This window comes from Streptomyces sp. NPDC000880 (assembly GCF_053599675.1).
Genome location: NZ_JBSFMS010000101.1, coordinates 1 through 19,560 on the forward strand (window position 1 = coordinate 1; position 19,560 = coordinate 19,560).

General features: G+C 70.3%; 13 protein-coding genes. 6 read left to right on the top strand and 7 right to left on the bottom strand.

Features of this window, described 5'->3' with window-relative positions; all coding sequences use genetic code 11:
• Positions 1-114: 114 nt before the first annotated feature.
• From ACWDO5_RS26490 to ACWDO5_RS26505, 4 genes are all read right to left on the bottom strand, one after another.
• Positions 115-1,830: an LCP family protein gene (locus ACWDO5_RS26490; protein ID WP_450532866.1), complete on the bottom strand. Its 1,716-nt coding sequence runs from the start codon at positions 1,828-1,830 to the stop codon at positions 115-117.
• A 51-nt stretch (positions 1,831-1,881) separates the two neighbouring features.
• The gene (locus ACWDO5_RS26495; RefSeq protein WP_450532867.1) at positions 1,882-3,606 is read right to left on the bottom strand and encodes an LCP family protein; all 1,725 of its coding nucleotides are present in this window, start codon (positions 3,604-3,606) and stop codon (positions 1,882-1,884) included.
• 220 nt (positions 3,607-3,826) lie between these two features.
• Entirely contained in the window at positions 3,827-5,302 is a 1,476-nt protein-coding gene (locus ACWDO5_RS26500) for an LCP family glycopolymer transferase (protein WP_450532869.1), read from the bottom strand.
• Between the two features lie 182 nt (positions 5,303-5,484).
• Positions 5,485-6,237 (bottom strand): TIGR03089 family protein, encoded by a 753-nt coding sequence (locus tag ACWDO5_RS26505; protein ID WP_450532870.1) that lies wholly within the window; start codon positions 6,235-6,237, stop codon positions 5,485-5,487.
• Positions 6,238-6,365: 128 nt separating this feature from the next.
• On the opposite strand from ACWDO5_RS26505, the gene ACWDO5_RS26510 reads away from it, so the two are divergent.
• The 3 genes from ACWDO5_RS26510 to ACWDO5_RS26520 all read left to right on the top strand — a co-directional run bounded on the left by ACWDO5_RS26510 (position 6,366) and on the right by ACWDO5_RS26520 (position 10,097).
• Positions 6,366-7,718: an N-acetylmuramoyl-L-alanine amidase gene (locus ACWDO5_RS26510; protein WP_450532871.1), complete on the top strand. Its 1,353-nt coding sequence runs from the start codon at positions 6,366-6,368 to the stop codon at positions 7,716-7,718.
• Positions 7,719-7,783: 65 nt separating this feature from the next.
• Positions 7,784-8,899 (top strand): sugar phosphate nucleotidyltransferase, encoded by a 1,116-nt coding sequence (locus ACWDO5_RS26515; protein ID WP_450532872.1) that lies wholly within the window; start codon positions 7,784-7,786, stop codon positions 8,897-8,899.
• 178 nt (positions 8,900-9,077) lie between these two features.
• Positions 9,078-10,097 carry a DNA-3-methyladenine glycosylase family protein gene (locus ACWDO5_RS26520; RefSeq protein WP_450532874.1) on the top strand — a complete coding sequence of 340 codons (1,020 nt, stop codon included), beginning with the start codon at positions 9,078-9,080 and terminating at the stop codon, positions 10,095-10,097.
• Between the two features lie 32 nt (positions 10,098-10,129).
• Here ACWDO5_RS26520 and ACWDO5_RS26525 read toward each other — a convergent pair whose 3' ends face one another.
• Genes ACWDO5_RS26525 through ACWDO5_RS26535 form a run of 3 tightly spaced genes read right to left on the bottom strand, consistent with a single transcriptional unit; the run spans position 10,130 to position 12,976 of the window.
• On the bottom strand, positions 10,130-11,482 hold the full coding sequence (locus ACWDO5_RS26525; protein WP_450532875.1) for a coenzyme F420-0:L-glutamate ligase: 1,353 nt from the start codon (positions 11,480-11,482) through the stop codon (positions 10,130-10,132).
• Positions 11,479-12,435 carry a 2-phospho-L-lactate transferase gene (cofD, locus tag ACWDO5_RS26530; protein WP_450532876.1) on the bottom strand — a complete coding sequence of 319 codons (957 nt, stop codon included), beginning with the start codon at positions 12,433-12,435 and terminating at the stop codon, positions 11,479-11,481. Before cofD ends, ACWDO5_RS26525 begins: the two co-directional genes overlap by 4 nt.
• A 13-nt stretch (positions 12,436-12,448) precedes the next feature.
• On the bottom strand, positions 12,449-12,976 hold the full coding sequence (locus tag ACWDO5_RS26535) for a cysteine dioxygenase (RefSeq protein ID WP_450532877.1): 528 nt from the start codon (positions 12,974-12,976) through the stop codon (positions 12,449-12,451).
• Positions 12,977-13,666: 690 nt separating this feature from the next.
• Between ACWDO5_RS26535 and ACWDO5_RS26540 the strand changes: the two genes are divergently transcribed.
• The 3 genes from ACWDO5_RS26540 (at position 13,667) to ACWDO5_RS26550 (ending at position 19,536) form a co-directional block, all read left to right on the top strand.
• On the top strand, positions 13,667-13,930 hold the full coding sequence (locus ACWDO5_RS26540) for a WhiB family transcriptional regulator (RefSeq protein ID WP_023541320.1): 264 nt from the start codon (positions 13,667-13,669) through the stop codon (positions 13,928-13,930).
• Between the two features lie 273 nt (positions 13,931-14,203).
• Positions 14,204-18,007: a glycosyltransferase family 2 protein gene (locus ACWDO5_RS26545; RefSeq protein ID WP_450532878.1), complete on the top strand. Its 3,804-nt coding sequence runs from the start codon at positions 14,204-14,206 to the stop codon at positions 18,005-18,007.
• Entirely contained in the window at positions 18,004-19,536 is a 1,533-nt protein-coding gene (locus ACWDO5_RS26550) for a DUF5719 family protein (RefSeq protein WP_450532879.1), read from the top strand. The genes ACWDO5_RS26545 and ACWDO5_RS26550 overlap by 4 nt, the downstream gene beginning before the upstream one ends.
• Positions 19,537-19,560 lie beyond the last annotated feature (24 nt).

Consider the following 19,560-nt stretch of genomic DNA (forward strand, 5'->3'; position numbering starts at 1 on the left):
GGCACCCTCGAGTTCGACTACGGCCGCAAAGAGGTGCGCAACTTCCTGGTCGCCAACGCGACGTACTGGTGCGAGGAGTTCCACATCGACGGGCTCTTCCATGACCGCACCCCGCTACCAGGTGAAACCGGGCTGGATGTCCATGCAGGTCTTGGTCTCGCCGTTCAGAGCGCGCGCCGACTCCGGCGTTTTGTCGTCCGCCGGCGCCGTCTTCGGATAGGCGTCGCCCTGCCGCCAGTCCGCGCCCACGATCAGCGTGATGCCGGTGACGTCCGTCGACTTCTGCACCGAAGTCAGCGGGATCCCAAGGGACTTGGCGACCGCCTGAGCGTCGCCCTCCAGCTCGGCGTTGGAGAACCGGATGACCGTCTTGTCCTGCGGGTTCTTCGTGGCGTCCGCCCGCGCGCTGCTGAAGCCCTTGTCGGACAGGATCCCGGCGACCGCCGTTGCCCGGCGGTTCTCGGCGAGCTGCCCGTCGGCGCTGGTGCCGTTCTGCACCATCACCGCGATCTCACCGGGCTTCGCGGCCGGGTCCTTGGACAGGGCCGGGGCGGCGGGCTCCTTATTCGCCGCCCCCTTGCCGTCCAGCGGAATGTCTTCCCGGACCATCCGGAACAGCTGCTCGGCATCGCCCGGCTTCGGCTCGACCTTGCCGCTGAACCCCGGCCGCTGGGTGTAGAAGTTCGGCATGGTGGTCATCGTGATCCGGCCGGTCGGCACGCTCTTGAGCTCCCCGCCCAGGTCGTAGAGCTGCTTGACGGTGTTGATGGTCTTGTCGACGGTGAGCGCTCCGATGGCAGCCTCGGCGAGGTTGCGCAGCTTGGTCGGGTCGGTGAGCTTGGTGTTCCCGCGCAGCTCCCGGACCATCGAGTTCATGTACATGTGCTGAGCGTGCGTACGGGCGAGGTCGGTGCCGTCCTCGAAGCCGTACCGCGTACGAAGCCACTGCAGGGCCTGCTCGCCCTTGACCGGGTGGGTGCCTGCCTCCAGCTTCAGCCCGGAGCCCTGGCCCTTACCGTTGCGCGAGTAGACGTTCTGCTTGACGCAGACCGGGACACCGCCGATGGCGTCGGCCATGGAGACCACACCCGCGAAGTCGATCATCATGAAGTGGTCGATGGTGATGCCGGTGAGTTTGTGCCACGTCGCCACCGTGCAGCCGGGGCCGCCGCGGCCGAGCGACTCATTGGTCAGCTTCCAGCCGGTCGCGGGGTAGGTCTTGTCGGTGTCCGGGTCCGTGCACTTGGGGATCTTGAGCACGGTGTCACGCGGCATGCTGATCACCGAGATATTGCTGCGGTCGGCCGAGAGGTGCACCAGCATCTGCACATCCGCGAGCGGCTGTCCGCCGAAGGTGTCCTTGGCGCCGCCGAGCTTCTGGTTCTCCTTGGAGTCCCGCGCGTCCGAGCCGATGAGCAGGATGTTCAGCGGGGTCTGCCCGGCGGAGTTGGCCTGGTGCGTGGGCATCTTGTCGCCGAGCGTGAGGTCGTCCTTCTTGAGCCTGCTGTTGAGATGCTCGTAATAGAGGTAACCGGCGCCGGCCGTGCCAAGTATCAGCAGCGACAGCACGGAGGCGACCCAGCGAAGTATGCGGCGTTTGCCGCGTTTTCCGCGCCGCGGTCCGCCGCGTCGGCGTCCGGCCTGGTGGCCGTCGCCGCCCCGTGCGGGCCCGCCGTCCGGCCCATCAGGACCGGCCTGTCTGCCGGTCCTCCCGCGGCCTTTGGCGGCTTGGTCGTCTCCTTCGCCGTACAGGCTGTCGTCCCAGCCCAGTTCGCGGGCGTGCGGGACGCGACCCCGCGTCCCCTGCCCCCGCACGCTGTTCTGTCCCACCCCGGGTCCCCCCTGTCGTTCAGGCGTTCCTGATGACCCGGTGTTCCGGCGTCACTTGGCACACACCTGTTTGTCCGCTTCGACCTTCTGTACACCCTCCGGCACCTTCGCCGGACCGGTGATGGGCACACCCGCGCCCTTGAAATCCGCGCCGAGGGTCAGCTGCATCGCCTCAAGACCCACGGCGTCCTTGGTGCCCGGCTTCAGTGCCGTCGCGGGCAGACCCATGAGGTCCGCGAGCTTGCGGGCCTGATCGGCCTGGTTCGGCGCGTACGTCAGCGTCGTCTTGGGCAGCTTGCTCGGGGCATTGCCCTCGTTGCTCGACTTCAGTACGCCCTGCTCGTTCTGCAGCCAGGTCAGGGTCGTCAGCGCCGCCCCCTGCGTATCGCTGCCGTTGAAGACCGCGACCCGCACCTCGGACGCGGCCGCCCTGGACCCAGTGAGCAGGCTCTGCTGCTGGTTCTTGGCGTCCTGTTCCTTCTGCTTCACCTCGGTGAGCGAGGTGTCGTTCTCAATCATCGAGAACAGCGGCTTGGCCTTGGCCTCGTTGAGCAGCACGGTGGCGCCGTCGGTGTTGTCCACCACCGGCACGGTCGCGAAGGTGATGTTCTTCGGGTCCACCTTCGACAGCTCCAGACCGAGATCGCGGAGCCTGGAGATCTGGCCTATTCCGTCGTCGACGGTGAGTGCCTTGGTGGCGGCGTCCGCCAGGTCCCACATCTTGGAGGGGCTGGAGAGGGTGTCGCTGGACTTCATCTTGCGGATCAGCGAGCTCAGGAACTGCTGCTGGATCTCGATCCGGCTCAGGTCGCCGCCGAAGCCCACCGAGTGACGCGTGCGCACGAACGCCAGCGCCTGCTCGCCCTCGATGACGTGTTTGCCCGCCGTGAGGTTGAGCTTGGAGTCCTTGTCGTTGATGTCCTTGGCGAGGCAGACCTCGACGCCGCCGACGGCGGTCGTCATCGTCTTGACCGCGTTGAAGTCGGCCATCATGAAGTGGTCGACGGTGACGCCGGTGAGCTCCTTGACCGTGCGCATGGTGCAGCCGGGGTCGCGGCCCGCCTGGCCGAGGCTCTCGTTGAACCGGGTCTCGCGCGTGCCGGGGATGTTCTTCGTGCCCTGAGAAGTCTTGGTCGGGCACGCGGGGATGTCGGTGATCAGGTCGCGCGGGATGGACAGCGCGGTCGCGTTCGACCGGTCCTTGGAGACATGGAAGAGGATCGTGGTGTCGGCGTGCCCGACGCTGTTCTTGTCGCCGTAGGAGTCATTGCCCTCGCCGGACCGCTTGTCGGTGCCGATGACGAGGATGTTGACGGCCCGGTCCTTGCTGAAGCCGCCGCTGCCCGCACCCGCGACATCGACCGTGTTCAGGTTCGAGTCGAAGTGCTGGTAGACGAGATATGTGCACACGGCGGCGGCGACCACGACGAAGGCCGTCGTGCCGCCCGTCCACAGAAGCGCCTTCTTCTTGCGGGACTTGGGCTGCTTGCGCTTGCGCCGGCCCGCCGTGGGGGGAGTTGTACCGCCGGATGCATTGCCCGCACGGCGCGAGCGCTGACCCGGCACCTCCCGGTCAGGAGACGCGGTTTTGCGGTCCTGCGGACTTCTGGGCGCCGGAGTTCTGGGCGCCGGAGTTCTGGGAGCGGCGCTTGTCGACGCGGACGACTGCTGTGCGGATTGGTCCAGTCGCAATTCGTAATTACCGGTACGCGGGTTGAGCACCCACTGGTCGGCGGGGTCGATCTCGTCCGCCTGTCCACGGCTTTGCGCATCCACGGTTGCTTGAGTCCTCCGTCGGTGCCACGCGAGGCGCCTCCCCCGAAGGGCGCTCGGTCTTTCGATCCAGCAGTGCGCGACCCAAGGTCGGAAGCACCGGATCGCGTCACACTATCCGTCCAGATCAACGTTGGGCGACGTCAGTGACAAATTCCACGCCCCTTACAAGCGGCATTCCGCCCAATCGTCATGGACTGCTGACTTCGGCTTGGCAATGGCTTTACTCACATGTGCCCTCGGCGGCGGTCGTACCGGAGAAAACCGGCGACGGGCTCGCGGGCCCGCTGCCGTCCGGCTTCTCATTGGTCGGGGATTCCGCCTGCGAGGGCTTTTTCTTGTTGCCCTTGTCCGGGACGACGGTGACAGGCGTGTCCTCGCGCAGTCGCTTGAAGAGCTGAGCCGCGTCGGGCTCGACGAGTTCGTCGCGGTTCGGGTCGGCGCTGTACGGCTGCCGCGGAACGGTGAGGAACTGCACCTTTTCGGTGGGAATGCTGCGAATTGAGCGGGTCAGGTCGTACAGATCCTTCAGCGTGTTCAGACCCGGGTCGGTGGTCAGTGACTTGGTCGCCGCGTCCAGCACCGGGAAGAGCCGGGTCGGATTGAGCAGTACGCCATTGCTCTGCACCTTCTTGACCAGCGCGCCGAGGAACTGCTGCTGGCGTTCCATACGTTCGGTGTCACTGCCGTTGCCGATGGACTTGCGGGCCCGTACGAAACCGAGGGCCTGCTCCCCCCGCAGCGTCTGCTTGCCCTTGGGCAGCTTGAGGTGTGCGTCGGCGTCGTCGATCGGCTCCTTGAGGCAGATCTCGACCCCGTGCACGGCGTCGACCATGTCCTTGAAGCCGCTGAAGTCCACCACCATGTGGTGGTCGACGCGGATGCCGGTGAACCGCTCGACAGTACGGATCGTGCAGGCCGCGCCGCCGAACTCGAACGCCCAGTTGAACTGCCCGAACTGCGCCTTTGTGCGGGTGTGGTTGGGCTTGCGGCAATTTGGGATATTGACCATCAGGTCACGCGGGATGGACATTGCGGTCGCGCTCTTCCGGTCCCCGGAGATGTGCAGCAGGATCGTGGTGTCGGAGCGCTGGCTGCCGCCGTCGTCGCGGCCGTACTTGCTGTTGCCCTCGCCGGAGCGGGTGTCGGAGCCGAGGAGCAGGATGTTCTGCGCGTCGCTCGAGAGGGGCTTGGGCCGCTCCTTCTCGTACGTCTCGAGCTCGGCGGCCGCGGTGATGTCGGTGGTGATGTTGGCGTCGAGCTTGCGGTAGAACCACCAGCCGACGGTGGCGGCGGCGAGGACGACGACAGACGTACCGAGGGCGATCCAACGCAGCCAGTGACGCTTGCGTTTGGAGGGTTCGGCGTCCGTGCCGGTCCCGTCCGCTGCGGCTGCGCCGGCCGGGGGCTCGCCGGTACCTGCGTCCGTACGTGCCACGTTGGCGTCACCGTTGCGCCGGTCGCCTTCCGGCACCTCGCCCTTCGGTGCGGCGTCGGCGTCGTCCGGGTCGGTGTCCGGGTCGGCCGCGCCTGCCGAGTCGGTGTCCGCGCCTGCCGAGTCGGTGTCCGCCGCGTCCGCCTTTGCCGGACCCTCGCCGGTACCAGCCTCGGCCGTACTGCCAGGCCCGCGCGTTCCGGCCGGCGGCTCGTCATCGGCCGGGCCGTCCGGCGCGGCGGGCGTGCCAGCACTGTCCGTCACGTCTGCGTCCATCCTTCATGGCGTCGGCGGCGCGCTGGGTCGCCGATCGCAGGGCTGGACGGCTGAACCTCGCGCTTGGTTGTGCGTTGAAGCACGCGTATCGCCGATCATCCACCGGAGTTGACGCTCAGGCCCGGGGGCTCGGCCCGCGTGTGCGCCACACGAGTGGACCTAGAGGGTTGTCACACCGCGGTGTTCGTGACGTGCTCGCTCTCGATCCGCTTCTCGAGGCCCTCCTGGGACAGCTCGCCGAGGTTACGGCAGAGCACCACCGAACCACCGGCCACAAGCGGCGCGAACAGCCCGGCCGACAGCCCCTCCCACGAGTCGTACCCGAGCCCCGTCAGCAGCCGCGAGCCGGACGCAAGGCCTATGCCGGCCGCGTCCGCGCGGGCCCGCTCCACCAGCTCGGCGCTCGTCAGTTCCCTGCCGCCCACGGTGAGCGCGGGCGCGGACGGATCCACCGGTGCGTACGGCGCGAAACGGTCGCCCTGACCCGGCACCTCCACCGCGTAGTCGACGAAGCCTGCCGGCGGCTGCGGGAACCGCCCGCCCAGCGGCCGCAGCGCGAGCGCCACCCGCTCCCCGGAACAGGCGCGCGCCTCCTGCAGCGTGTCCGGACCGCTGACCACAAGATCCGCGTCCGCCGGGTCGCCGCCCACCTCGACGCTCACGCCGACCGAGGAGCAGGCGAGCAGCCAGACCGCGCTCTGCCAGTGCGCGGGAAGCAGCAGCGCGAGCCGGTCGCCGGGCTCGGCGGCCAGGTCGCCCTGGAGCAGATTCGCCGTCTTTGCCACCCAATTGGCGAAGGTAGCCACGGACAATTCGACCCGCTCACCGGTGGCGTCGTCGTAGAAAGTGACCAAGGGGCGCGCCGGGTCCGCGGCGAGCGCGGATCGCAGCAGGTCGGCAGGGGTACGGTCGCTGGCGTTCACCCGCGCAAGGGTACGCGGCCGCGGCCGGCGGGAAGCCGCCGTACCGGTGACGGGGTCCTCCGATTGGACCGATGTGCCGTCAGTTTCCCGGACAGCGGAGTCGGCGACCCCGGCCCAGGATCGTAATCATGCGTGGATATCTTGCTTCTTCCATCGGCGTCGCGTGCACAGCCGCGCTGATACTTCCGCTCTCACTCCTCTCCGGCGCGGCCGCCGCGCCCCCCCAGGTGCCGGATCTGCCCGGCTCCACCCAGTCGCTGCCGCTGGCACCGATATCCGGGGAGGGGACGTCGGACCGGTCCCTCGGCCCAGCGACGGAACAGGGGGTGACCGAACGTGACGTCAAACCCTTCTCCCTCGTCGGCGTCGTGTGGGACGACGTGAACGCCGAACTGCAGGGCACGGTCCAGGTCCGAACCCGGGCTGTCGGCACCGGCGAGTGGTCCGGCTGGCAGGACGTAGAGACCCACAACCACGAGCACGGCGCGGACCCGGACAGCGCGGAGGGGCGGTCGGGGAAGGTACGCGGCTCCACGGCCCCGCTGTGGGTCGGCAATTCGGACGGCGTGGAGGTACGCGTACGCCCTGAGGGGGCCGAACCGGCGCCGCTGCCCAAGGGCCTGCGCCTCGAACTCGTGGACCCGGGTGAGGGAGCCGCGCTCGAGGAACCCGCGCCCGGGGAACCCGCGCCCGGGGAACCCGCGCCCGGGGAACCCGCGCCCGGGGAACCCGCGTCAGGGAAAGCCGCGCCCGAGGGACCCGCGCCCGGGGAACCCGCGCCCGCACCCCCGGACGAGAACGTGCTCCCGGCGCTGTCACGAGCCGAGACAGAAGCTGATGCGGATCTGTCGGCCGCCGAAGGTGCGAAGCCGTACATCGGACCGCGCCCGCGCATCATCACGCGCAAGGGATGGGGCGCCGACGAGTCGCTGCGCGAGAAGACCTTCGTCTACACGACGTCCGTGAAAGCCGCTTTCGTACACCACAGTGCCACCGGAAACAACTACACCTGCGCGCAAGCCCCCTCCGTCCTGCGAAGTATCTACCGCTACCACGTCGTGAGCAGTGGCTGGCGCGACTTCGGCTACAACTTCGCCGTCGACAAATGCGGAAACATCTACGAAGGGCGCGCCGGAGGCGTGGCCAAGGCGGTTCTCGGCGCGCACACCCTGGGTTTTAACACCAATAGCGTGGGAATTGCCGTGCTCGGCACGTACAGTTCCTCCACCCCACCGGCCGCCGCGGTGACCGCCGTTGCCCAGCTGACCGCCTGGAAGCTCGGGCTGTACGGCGGCGATCCGCGAGGCAAGGTGGTGCTGACGTCGGCAGGGAGCGGCAAGTACGCCAAGGGGGTGGAGGTCAACTTCAACGTCATTTCCGGGCACCGGGACGGATTCTTCACGGACTGTCCGGGGGGCCGCCTCTACGGCAGGCTGGGCACCGCCCGGAGTGCCTCGGCCACCTACCAGGGACGTGCCTGACAGGGAACGCACCAACCAACTGCATAAACTGGCCGGTCTCGAACGAGTGACCACAACGAGTGACCATGCCGGCCCCAGCAGGAAGCAGAGACGACAAGGTGACAGAAGCGATCCTCCTGGTCGGCGGCAAGGGAACTCGGCTGCGCCCGCTCACCGTCAACACGCCCAAGCCGATGGTTCCCGCGGCGGGCGTTCCGTTCCTCACGCATCAACTGGCACGGGCCAGGGCGGCGGGCGTCGAGCACATCGTGCTGGCGACGTCGTATCTGGCGGAGGTCTTCGAGCCGTACTTCGGGGACGGCTCCGCGCTCGGCCTCCACCTCGAGTACGTCACCGAGGAGGAGCCGCTCGGCACGGGCGGCGCGATCCGCAATGTCGCCTCCCGGCTGCGTTCGGGCCCCGAGGACCCTGTGCTGATCTTCAACGGCGACATCCTGACGGGGCTGGACATCGAGGCGCTGGTCACCACGCACCGGTCGTCGGGCGCGGACGTTTCCCTTCACCTCACCAAGGTCGAGGACCCTCGGGCGTTCGGGCTGGTCCCGACGGACGAGAACGGCCGGGTCAGGGCCTTCCTCGAAAAGCCGCAGACCCCCGAGGAGATCGTCACCGACCAGATCAACGCGGGCGCGTACGTCTTCCGCCGCTCGGTCATCGACACGATCCCGACGGGCCGCCCGGTCTCGGTGGAGCGCGAGACGTTCCCGGACCTGCTGTCATCGGGAGCCCATCTCCAGGGCATGGTCGACTCCACGTACTGGCTGGACCTCGGCACCCCGCAGGCGTTCGTCCGCGGGTCGGTCGACCTGGTGATGGGCCGCGCCCCGTCCCCGGCGGTCCCGGGCCGCTGCGGCGACCGCCTGGTCCTGCCCTCGGCGTCGGTTGCCCCTGACGCCAAACTCACCGGGGGCACGGTCATCGGCGCGAACGCGGTGATCGCCGAGGGCGCCCGCATCGACGGCAGCGCGGTCTTGGAGGGCGCGATCGTGGAGGAGGGCGCGGTGATCTCCTCGTCCCTCATCGGAGCGGGCGCCCGAATCGGCGCGCGCACGGTGCTCTCGGGCGTGGTGGTCGGCGACGGCGCGGTGGTGGGGGCGGACAACGAACTGCGCGAGGGCGCGAGGGTGTGGTGCGAAGCGGTGCTGCCGCGAGCGTCGGTGCGCTTCTCGTCGGACCAGTAGCGGGGTTTCCGCCCCGTTTTGAGCCCGTCCGGCGTGTGAGGACAGGCCCGAAGGGCCTACCCGGGCCTGGAGGGCCTGCCCCCAGTTCGGGGTGGGGGTACCTCCCACGGCCGCCACGCCGTAGGGGCGGGGCGGGGGCAAGTCCCCGCGGGCGACGCGGGGCCGTACTCTCAACACCGTGGCCGGACGCTTCGCACCGAACCAACCCACCCGCACCACCGTGCGAGGCGGTCACACCGCCGTGCCCGCCCCCACCGGCGTCCCCAGGCAGGCGTCCGGGTCCCGCACCCGCCGCTGGACCCCGCCCGGCCCCCTCGACCTCGGCCTCGTCCTCGGCCCCCTCCGCCGCGGCCCTGCCGACCCCGCCTTCCGTACCACCCCCGACGGCTCCGTCTGGCGCGCCACCCGTACGCCCGACGGCCCCGGCACCCTCCGGGTCGCCCTCCGGCCAGGAGCCGCGCAGGCCGAGGCCGAAGCGTGGGGTCCGGGCGCACAGTGGCTGCTCGACCGGCTGCCGGAGCTGCTCGGGGCGCAGGACGAGCCGGACCTCTTCGAGCCCCACCACCGCCTCGTCGCCGCGTCCCAGCGTCACTGCCCCGGCCTGCGCCTCACCCGCACCGGACTGGTCCTCGAGTCGCTGATCCCCTCGATCCTGGAGCAGAAGGTCACCGCGGACGAGGCGTACCGCGCCTGGCGGCTGCTTGTACGGAAATACGGCGAGCCCGCCCCCGGACCGGCCGATGGCGCGCACCGTATGCATGTCATGCCGGACCCGTCCACCTGGCGGATGATCCCGTCCTGGGAGTGGCACCGCGCCGGCGTCGACAACAAGCGGGCCTCCACCATCCTGCGCGCGGTCCGCGTCGCCCGCCGTCTGGAGGAGGCCGCGGCGATGGAGCCCCAACAGGCCCAGGAACGCCTGGAGTTGGTACCCGGCATCGGCCCGTGGACCTCCGCCGAGACGGTCCAGCGCAGCAACGGCGCCCCCGACGCGGTCACCGTCGGCGACCTGCATCTGCCCCGCATCGTCGGCTACGCACTCGCGGGCGACCGCGACGCCGACGACGCGGCGATGCTCGAACTCCTCGCCCCCTACACGGGCCAGCGCCACCGAGCCGCCCGCCTCATCCTCCTCGGCGGCCGCACCCCGCCCCGGCGCAAGCCGAAGATGCCACGCGTCGACATCGGGGCCCTGTAGAACGCCGAGGGCCCGTAGCGCTCAGGAGGAACTCACCGCACCTCGATGAAGTCCCCGGCCTCCCGCGCCGGCCGCTCCTTCGCCGGTGCGGCCGCATGACCCACCGCCACCGCGCCCATCGGGTCCCACCCGGCCGGCAGGCCCAGCACGTCCCGTACGACCTCGCGGCAGAACATCGTCGAGGACACCCACGCCGAGCCGAGTCGCTCGCCCGCCAGTGCCACCAGGAAGTTCTGGACGCCCGCGCCCGTTGCCACCACGAACATCTCGCGCTCGGCGGTGTCCCGGCGCGGATCCCCGTAGCGGTGTGAGCCGTCCATCACCAGGCAGGGGACAACCAGGTACGGCGCCTTGCGCAGGACATCGCCCCGCTTCACCCGCTTCGCGATGGACTCCTCCGACTTGCCGTCGCGTCGCAGGTCCGCGATCCACGCGTCCCGCATCGCGTCCAGCAACTCGGTGCGGGACGACGCGGATTCGAGAAGTACGAACCGCCACGGCGTGGTGTGATGCGGCGCCGGAGCCGTCACCGCGGCCGCGACCGCCCGCCGCACCGCCCCGCCGTCCACCGGCTCGTCGGTGAACTCCCGCACCGTACGGCGCTGGGTCACCGCCTCCCGTACCGCCTCCGAGGTCCCCAGCCGGAACATGTCGTCGGCCGCGACCCGCACCATCGCCCGGGCGTCTTCCGCGTCATCGGCCACCACATGGGACAGACCGCGCACCACCGCGACCGGCAGCCCCTCCGCCTTGCCCTTCACCAGGTCACCGGCGGCGGCCAGTTCGTCCGCGGTGGCGACGACAGTAGCGCTCAGCGGATTGCCGTATCCGTCGACCCCGCCCCGCAGATCGTCCAGGACCCGCACTCCCGCCGCGCCGATCGCGACATCCGTCAGACCGTTGCGCCAGGGCCGCCCGAAGGTGTCCGTGACGAGCACGCCGACGTCGACGCCCAGCGCCGCCCGCAGCGCCTCGCGGATCGCCCGAGCCGAGGCATCAGGATCGGCAGGCAGCAACAGCACAGTCCCGGCAGGGGTGTTGGAGGCGTCGACGCCGGCCGCGGCCATCACCAGGCCCTGCCGGTTCTCGACGATACGAAGGGGGCCGCGCCGCGCCACCACGCGTACCGTCTCCGCGTCGATCGCCGACTCACGGTCGGCCGCCTCGACGACCCGCCCCTCCGCCTTGCTCACGATTTTCGAGGTGACGAGCAGGACATCGCCGTCGGCCAGCCCCGGCTCGGAGGCCGCGATCAGCTTCCCGAGGTCGTCGCCGGGCCGCACCTCGCCGATGCCGGGCAGCGCCCACACCCGGTACGCGGGCGGGTTCCCGCCTGCTGAGCCGGGCGCGCTCGCGTCCGTACCTCCCGCACCGGGCGCGCTCATGCCCGTACCTCCTCGGCCAGCGCCAGCGCCTGCCGCGCCATCTCCGCCGCCGCGTCCACGTCCGTCATCAGCAGCGGTACGGCCCGGCAGCGGATCCCCGCCCCCTCGACCTCCGCCACCACGCCCGCGTCCACCGTGTCGACCAGCCAGCCGTCCAGCAGCCCGGAGCCGTAGTGCTGAGCGACGGCCGCGGCCGTCGCCTCCACGCCCACCGCCGCCAGCACCTTGTCGGCCATCCCGCGCACCGGCGCGTTCCCGACGATGGGGGACAGGCCCACAACCGGGACGCCCGCCTCGGCGATGGCCTCGCGGATCCCCGGCACCGCCAGGATCGTGCCGACGCTCACGACCGGGTTGGACGGCGGGAAGACGATCACATCCGCGGAGGCGATCGCCTCCAGCACTCCCGGCGCGGGCTTCGCCTGGTCCGCGCCGACCGGCACGACGGCCTCCGCGGCCACGGACGCCCGCAGCTTCACCCAGTACTCCTGGAAGTGGATGACCTTCCGCTCGCCCTCGACCTCGACGGCGACATGCGTCTCGACGCGGTCGTCGGACATCGGCAGCAGCCGCACGCCCGGGTTCCAGCGCGCGCAGAGCGCCTCGGTGACGGCGCTGAGCGGATAGCCCGCGGCGAGCATCTGGGTACGGACGATGTGCGTCGCGAAGTCGCGGTCGCCGAGGCCGAACCACTCGGGCCCCACGCCGTAGGCCGCGAGCTCTTCCTTGACCCGGAAGCTCTCGTCCGTACGCCCCCAGCCCTGCTCCTCATTGATGCCACCGCCGAGGGTGTACATCACGGTGTCGAGGTCGGGACAGACCTTCAGCCCGAACAGATGGATGTCGTCACCGGTGTTGCCGATCACCGTGACGTCCGCTTCGGGTGCAGCCTGCTTGAGACCGCGGAGGAAACGGGCGCCGCCGATGCCGCCGGCCAGAACCACAATGCGCATGGACAGCAGTTTGTCAGGCGGGCACTACGTCGTGTTCGGCCGGGGAGCGCCCCTGGCATTCTGCATGGGGGACCCCAGCGCTGTGCATCGGCATCTCGGTCAGACCCGGGTAGTAAATGTGCAGACTGACGGCCGGCTCGAGCGAATCATTGACGACTTCGTGCACATAGCCGGGCGCGAACACGCGCTGCGCGCCCGAGGTGAGAGACCGGGAGACCTGCTCGCTGCTGCGCTCGGTGAGCTCGCCGTCGAGGACGGTCAGTACGCCTGACGACAGTCCGTGGTCGTGCAGCCCGCTGCCCTGCCCGGGGACCCAGGACAGCAGCCACACCTCGTAGCCGGGTCCGGTGCGCAGCCGGTGGTACCAGCGGGAGGTGGTGTCGTACCGGACGAGGTGGGCCCACTGCGCGCGGTCGGCGGCGATGGAGCGGGCCAGCCCGACGAAGTCGGCGACGGTGGCCGGGTGCTCGCGCGCGGGCTGGAGCAGGTGCTGTACGGCGAGGATGTCGCCGGCGATCTGGAGGTCGCTGTCGCTGTTCATGGATGCGGTGGTTCCTCGGCAGAGAACGTGCGAGTGCTGGGGAATCCCCCCGGACGAAGTCTGGGGGAGGGTGTCGCAGGACATGTGGTGCAAGCGGTGCATGCGGGCTGAGCTACATGCTGTGAGTGGCTGGAGCGCTACGGCGCATCAACAGCTGGAACAGCAACAGCGCGCCTGGACAGCGCTGCGGAACCCACGGAGCGGGGTCGCGAGGCGCGCTGAGGTCACTGGCATGCAATCAAAGGTGACGGTTGGGCCCCTTACTGTCAACTCAATGACCGATTTGGCGGCAATGTTTCACCTCATCCGGTTACTGGGTGCGGAGAAAGGTTTGTGCGGCCGTGTCCGCGGAGACATGGCGCAGCAACCGCGCTCGCAAACGCCGCTGCGGCCCCGTGATCGGACTGTGATCCGGATCGCTTAAACGGCTCGATCGCAACAAGATCGAACCCTGCGGCGTCTTCTCCTGATGAGAGGAGGGTGCGGAGCAGGCCTCTGGCATGTGTCAGGTTTTTGGTGATTTGAACACTTTCCGCATAGCTTTGGTTCCGCAGAGTGAATACCGGGCCCGATAGCAGATCTCAGCTTGACTGGCCCGGAGCCGCACACTTGTAATTTCACTCGTGTCGTTCGGCCGAAAAGCGACAACGGCAACATCACGGGGACGCAAAGACAGATCGAGGGGCGCACATGACCGAGCTGTTCGAACAACTGCTGGTCGAGGACGCGGACGAGGAACTCGGCTGGCAGGAGCGCGCGTTGTGCGCCCAGACCGATCCCGAGTCCTTCTTCCCCGAGAAGGGCGGTTCCACCCGCGAGGCCAAGAAGGTCTGCCTCGCCTGCGAAGTCCGCTCCGAATGCCTTGAGTACGCCCTCGCCAACGACGAGCGATTCGGGATCTGGGGCGGCCTGTCCGAACGCGAACGCCGTCGGCTGAAGAAGGCCGCCGTCTGAAATTCGCACCGATATCCGAAGCCCGATTCAAATCCCGATCCGGGGCCCGATCCGGGGCCCGATCCGAAGCCCGTCCGACAACCGAAGCCCGGCCACAGGCCCCACCCGGGGTCCGACAGAACGCCACAAGCAGGTACGTAACCCCCGGTCCGCCGATTGCATCCTGACCGCAGTCGGCGGACCGTTCGTGTACCAGCCGTTAGTGTGGGGCCCCGTCCGAGACGCTCCAACGCCCCTACGGGGCGACCCCCCGGCCGGAGGGCCCGTACCTCAATGTCCGCCACCACAGCCGCGTTCGCCCCTGCACACCCGCCCGAGTTTCCTCGGCACGTCGTCACCGCCGTGCTCGTCTCCCACGACGGCGCACGCTGGCTCCCCGACGCCCTGGCCGGACTCATCGGCCAGGAACGCCCCGTACAGAACGTCGTCGCAGCCGACACCGGCAGCGCCGACGACTCCGCGCGGCTGGTCACTGAAGCACTGGGCGCCGAGCGCGTACTGCACCTCGCCCGGCGCACCGGCTTCGGCACCGCCGTCGAGGAAGCGAACCGCACCGCGGGCGTGCTCACCCCCGACGACCTGCCCTACCTGAAGCGGCCCAGCGGCTGGGACCCCGTCAGCAGGAGCTGGCGCGACGACGCGTACGACATGCCCGAACTGCCCCACGGCGAACCCGTCCAGTGGCTGTGGCTGCTCCACGACGACTGCGCACCCGAACCCGACGCTCTCGCCGAACTGCTGCGCGTCGCCGACTCCGACGAATACGCCGCCATCGTCGGCCCCAAACTCCGCGGCTGGTACGACCGCAGGCAACTCCTCGAAACAGGCGTCTCCATCGCCAACAGCGGACGCCGCTGGACCGGACTCGACCGCCGCGAACAGGACCAGGGACAGCACGACCAGATCCGCTCCGTCCTGTCCGTCTCCTCCGCCGGCATGCTCATCCGCCGCGACGTCTTCGAACAGCTCGGCGGCTTCGACCGGCGACTGCCCCTGATGCGCGACGACGTCGACCTGTGCTGGCGCGCCCACGCCGCCGGCCACCGCGTCCTCATCGCCCCCGACGCCGTCATGCGGCACGCCGAAGCCGCCGCCCGGGAACGCCGCACCGTCGACTGCGCCGGCCGCTCCGTCGCCAGCCCCCACCGCGTCGACAAGGCCGGCGCCGTCTACACCCTGCTCACCAACTCTCGCGGCATCGCCTTCCCCTACGTACTGCTGCGCATCGTCTTCGGCACCCTGCTGCGCACCCTCGCCTACCTCGTCGGCAAAGTCCCCGGCCAGGCCGTCGACGAAGTCATGGGCCTCTTCGGCACCCTGCTGCGGCCAGAACGGATCATCGCCGGACGCCGCAGGCGTGCCAAGCAGGGCGGCGCCGTCGAAGCGGGCGAACTGCGCCCGCTCTTCCCGCCGCCCGGCGCGACCATCCGCGCCACCGTCGAACAGGTCGCGGGCCACATCGGCGGCGGCTCCGACGCGGACTCAGGCGGCTCACGCCACGGCGCCGTCGAATCAGGACCCGGCGGAGACGACGCCGACTTCCTCGAGATCGAACAGTTCGCACGCCTGAAGAAAATCGCCCGCAAGCCGGGGCCGGTGCTCTTCGCCGTACTGCTTCTCGTCTCGCTCGTCGCCTGCCGCGGACTCTTCGGCGGCGGAGCGCTGGCCGGCGGCGCACTCCTGCCCGCCCCTACCGACGTCTCCGACCTGTGGTCCCGCTACGCCGACTACTGGCATCCCCTCGGCACCGGCGGCACCCAGACCGCGCCGCCCTACCTCGCCGCGCTCGCGGCCCTGTCCGCCCTGTTCCTCGGCTCCACCGGCTTCGCGCTCACCGTGCTGCTCGTCTGCTCGGTTCCGCTCGCCGGACTCACCGCGTACTTCGCCTCCCGCCCCATCGTCGAATCCCGGCTGCTGCGCGCCTGGGCGAGCATTGCGTACGCCTTCCTGCCCGCCGCGACCGGCGCACTCGCCACCGGACGGCTCGGCACCGCCGTCCTCACGATCCTGCTGCCGCTCATCGCCCGGGCAGGCGTCGCGGCGTACGGACTTGGCAGCGGTGCCGGCGGCGGGCGCGGCAGTTGGCGCGCCACCTGGGCGTACGCGCTCCTACTCACCCTCGCCATGGCGTTCACGCCCATCGTGTGGCTGATCGCGCTCGTCCTCGGCATCGCCGTCCTCGTACTGCGACGCGACGACATCACGGCGTACGGGCTGCGTCTCCTCGCCGCCCTCGGCGCCCCGCTGCTCGTCCTCGCACCCTGGTCGCTGACCCTGCTGACCGGCCCGTCCGCCTTCTTCCGTGAAGCCGGACTCGAATTCGGCACCGGATCGGCGAGCGCACTCGACCTCCTCGGCATGAGCCCCGGCGGCCCCAAGGCCGCGGGCGGAATCCTCCTCATCGGCATCGTCCTGGCCGCACTCGCCGCCCTGCTGCGCGGCGAACGGCAGTTCGCGATCCGCGCCTCCTGGGCCGTGGCACTGGTCGGACTGGTCTTCGCGGTGATCGCCAACGGCTCCGGCTGGGCGGGACCGGCCACCCTCGTCTACAGCATCGCCCTGCTCGCCGCAGCCGTACTCGGCGCGGAAGGCGGCCGTGCTCGCGTCGCCGCCCAGGATTTCGGCTGGCGCCAGCCCGTCGCCGGCCTGATCGCCCTCGCGGCCGGCCTCGCACCCCTGCTCGCCGCGGGCAACTGGATGCTCAGCGGCGCCGCAGGCCCGCTGGAGCGGCGCGACCCCGTCCAGGTGCCCGCTTTCGTCGCCGAGGAGAGCGACACCCGCGACCAGCCGCGCACTCTCGTCCTTGGCGGCGCTTCGGCCGCCAAGGTCTCCTACACCCTTGTGCGCGGCTCCGGCGGCCGACTCGGCGACGCCGAACTCGCCGAGGCGGGCGGCAGCGACCCCCGCCTCGACAAGATCGTCGCGAATCTCGTGGCAGGCTCCGGCGCCGACCAGACCAGCCAGCTCAGCGGATTCGCCATCCGCTACGTGCTCGTACGCGACGGAGCGCCCCGCCAGACCAGCCGCGTCCTCGACGCCACACCCGGACTGAGCAGGCTCAGCCAGCTCGACGGCAGCGCACTGTGGCGCGTCGACCGCCAGGTCGCCCGGGCCACCATCGTCAGCGACAAGGGCGACCCGCTGCCCGTCGCCTCCGACGCCGTCGAGGCCCACGCCAAGATCCCGGCGGGCCAGTCGGGACGGGTGCTGCGCATCGCGGACCGCGCGGACGACGGCTGGCAGGCCACGCTCGACGGCCGCGTGCTGAAGAAGACCACCGTCGACGGCTGGGCCCAGGGCTTCGAACTCCCCGCCGAGGGCGGCCGACTGGACCTGACGTACGACGGTCCCGCCACCCACACCGGCTGGATCTGGGCCCAGGTCGTGCTCGCGCTGGTGCTGCTGGTCCTCGCACTGCCGGGCAGGCGGCGGGAGATCGACGACGACCTGCCGGACGAGGAGATCGCGGTTCCCGCTCAGGCGGTGGAGGGCGAAGGGCGCAGGGCACGCAGGCTGCGCGCGCAGGCCGAAGCGGAGATGGAAGCGGAGGCCGCGTCGTCGTCGCTTGCGTCCTCGTCGCCTTCGCCGTCGTCGCCCGAGGCTGCTGCGGCCCAACCCGATCCGTACGCTCAACTGACCGCCGAACAGGATGCCTTCGCGCAGCAACAACAGCAACAGCAGCAACAACAGCAACAGCAGCAACAGCAGCAGCAAGGGGAGCAGCAGCAGTCGCCTTATGCGGCGGTGCCGCAGCAGCAGTACGGGGAATGGGACGCGCAGTCGTACGCGGACGCCGGATACGCCGCCCCGTACACCAACGAGCAGTACCAGGGCGCCGCGTACGGCGCCGAGCAGCAGCAGTACGGCGAATGGGACGCGCAGTCGTACCAGCAACAGCCGTACCAGGGCGACCAGTTCCAGGACCCGTACCAGGCCGACCAGTACCAGGCCGCGTCCTGCGGCGACGGGCAGTACCAAGAGGGGCAGTACGCCCCCTACGTCTACGGCAGCGAGACCGACCAGCACCCGGACCCGAACGGCAACGCCGGCAACGCATCGCGAGGCGAGTCAGAGTGAAGCGCACAACCATTTCCCTGCTCGCCACGGCCACCGCCCTCGCCGCGGTCACCGGTGTCGCCGCGCTCACCGCGCCGGACAGCGGTGCGGCGACGGACGCCAAGGCCCCGGCGCGGCTGCCGGTCGAGCGCTCCAGCCTGCTCTGCCCGGCACCGAGCAGCTCGGAGGTCGCGGAGACCGACTACACCTCTTTCACCCCGGCGGGAACGGCAGCGGCCGCGAAGGACGGTACAGCCGAACTGAGGCCGTCCACGGCCGTGTTGGCGGACCCGAACATCGCGCCCAAGAAGGGTGACGCGGCGAAGGGTGCGAAGAAGCCGGCGCCCGGCAAGCCGGTGCTCGCGCTGAAGGACCCCGGCAAGCCCGTCGCCGCCACGGCCGCGGGCGGCGAGGCGCCCGCTCTCGTCGGCACGGCCACCGGCCGCCTAGCCCCCGGCTGGACCACCCAGCAGACGACCACGGTCACCGTGGGCGGCTCCCGCGGCCTGCTCGGCGTGAGCTGCACCGGGCCGGACACCGACTTCTGGTTCCCCGGCGCATCCACGGCCGACGACCGGCAGGACTACGTTCACCTCACCAACCCGGACGACACCGCCGCCGTCGCCGACATCGAGCTCTACGGCAAGGACGGCGCCATCAAGACCACGCTGACCGAGGGCATCCCCGTCCCCGCCGGATCCAGCGTCCCGGTCCTGCTCTCCACCCTGACCGCCGCCGAGCCCGCCGCGGATGTGACCGTTCATGTCACCACCCGTACCGGACGGGTGGGAGCCGTGGTTCGGGCGGCCGACGACAAGGCGGGCAGCGACTGGCTGACCGCCTCGGCCGACCCGTCCGGCACCGCGGTGCTGCCCGGCATCCCTGCGGACGCCACATCGGTACGTCTGGTGGCCTTCGCGCCCGGCGACGACGACGCCGACCTGAAGGTGCAACTGGCGGGCAAGGGCGGCCGGATCACCCCGGCCGGACATGAGACGCTGCACGTCAAGTCGGGCATGACCGCGAGCATGGACCTGCAGGACGTCACCAAGGGCGAGGCCGGATCGCTGATCCTCAGTTCCTCCCAGAGCGGCCGGGCGACCCCGGTGGTCGCCGCGCTGCGCGTCGTACGCGGCAAGGGCGACAAGCAGGAGGTCGCCTACATCCCGGCGACCGCGCCGGTGGGGGCGCGGGCGACCGCCGCCGACAACCGGGCCAAGGGTTCGACGCTCTCGCTGACCGCGCCGGGCGCCACCGCGCAGGTCAAGGTCACCGCATCGGCGGGCACGGAGGGCGGCACCCCGGTCGTCAAGACGTACACCGTCAAGGCCGGTACGACGCTGGCGGTCACCCCGCCCGTGCCGGCCGGTCTGAAGGGCTCGTACGCGCTGACGGTGGAGACGGAGTCGGGAGGCCCGGTGCACGCGTCGCGGATGCTGGCGCTGCCGCAGGACGGCATCTCGATGTTCACGGTGCAGACGCTGCCGGACGACAGGGGGACGGTGGCGGTGCCGGATGCCGAGCAGGACCTGTCCGTACTCGACGGCTGACGGCTAGGAGCTGACGGCGGTGGA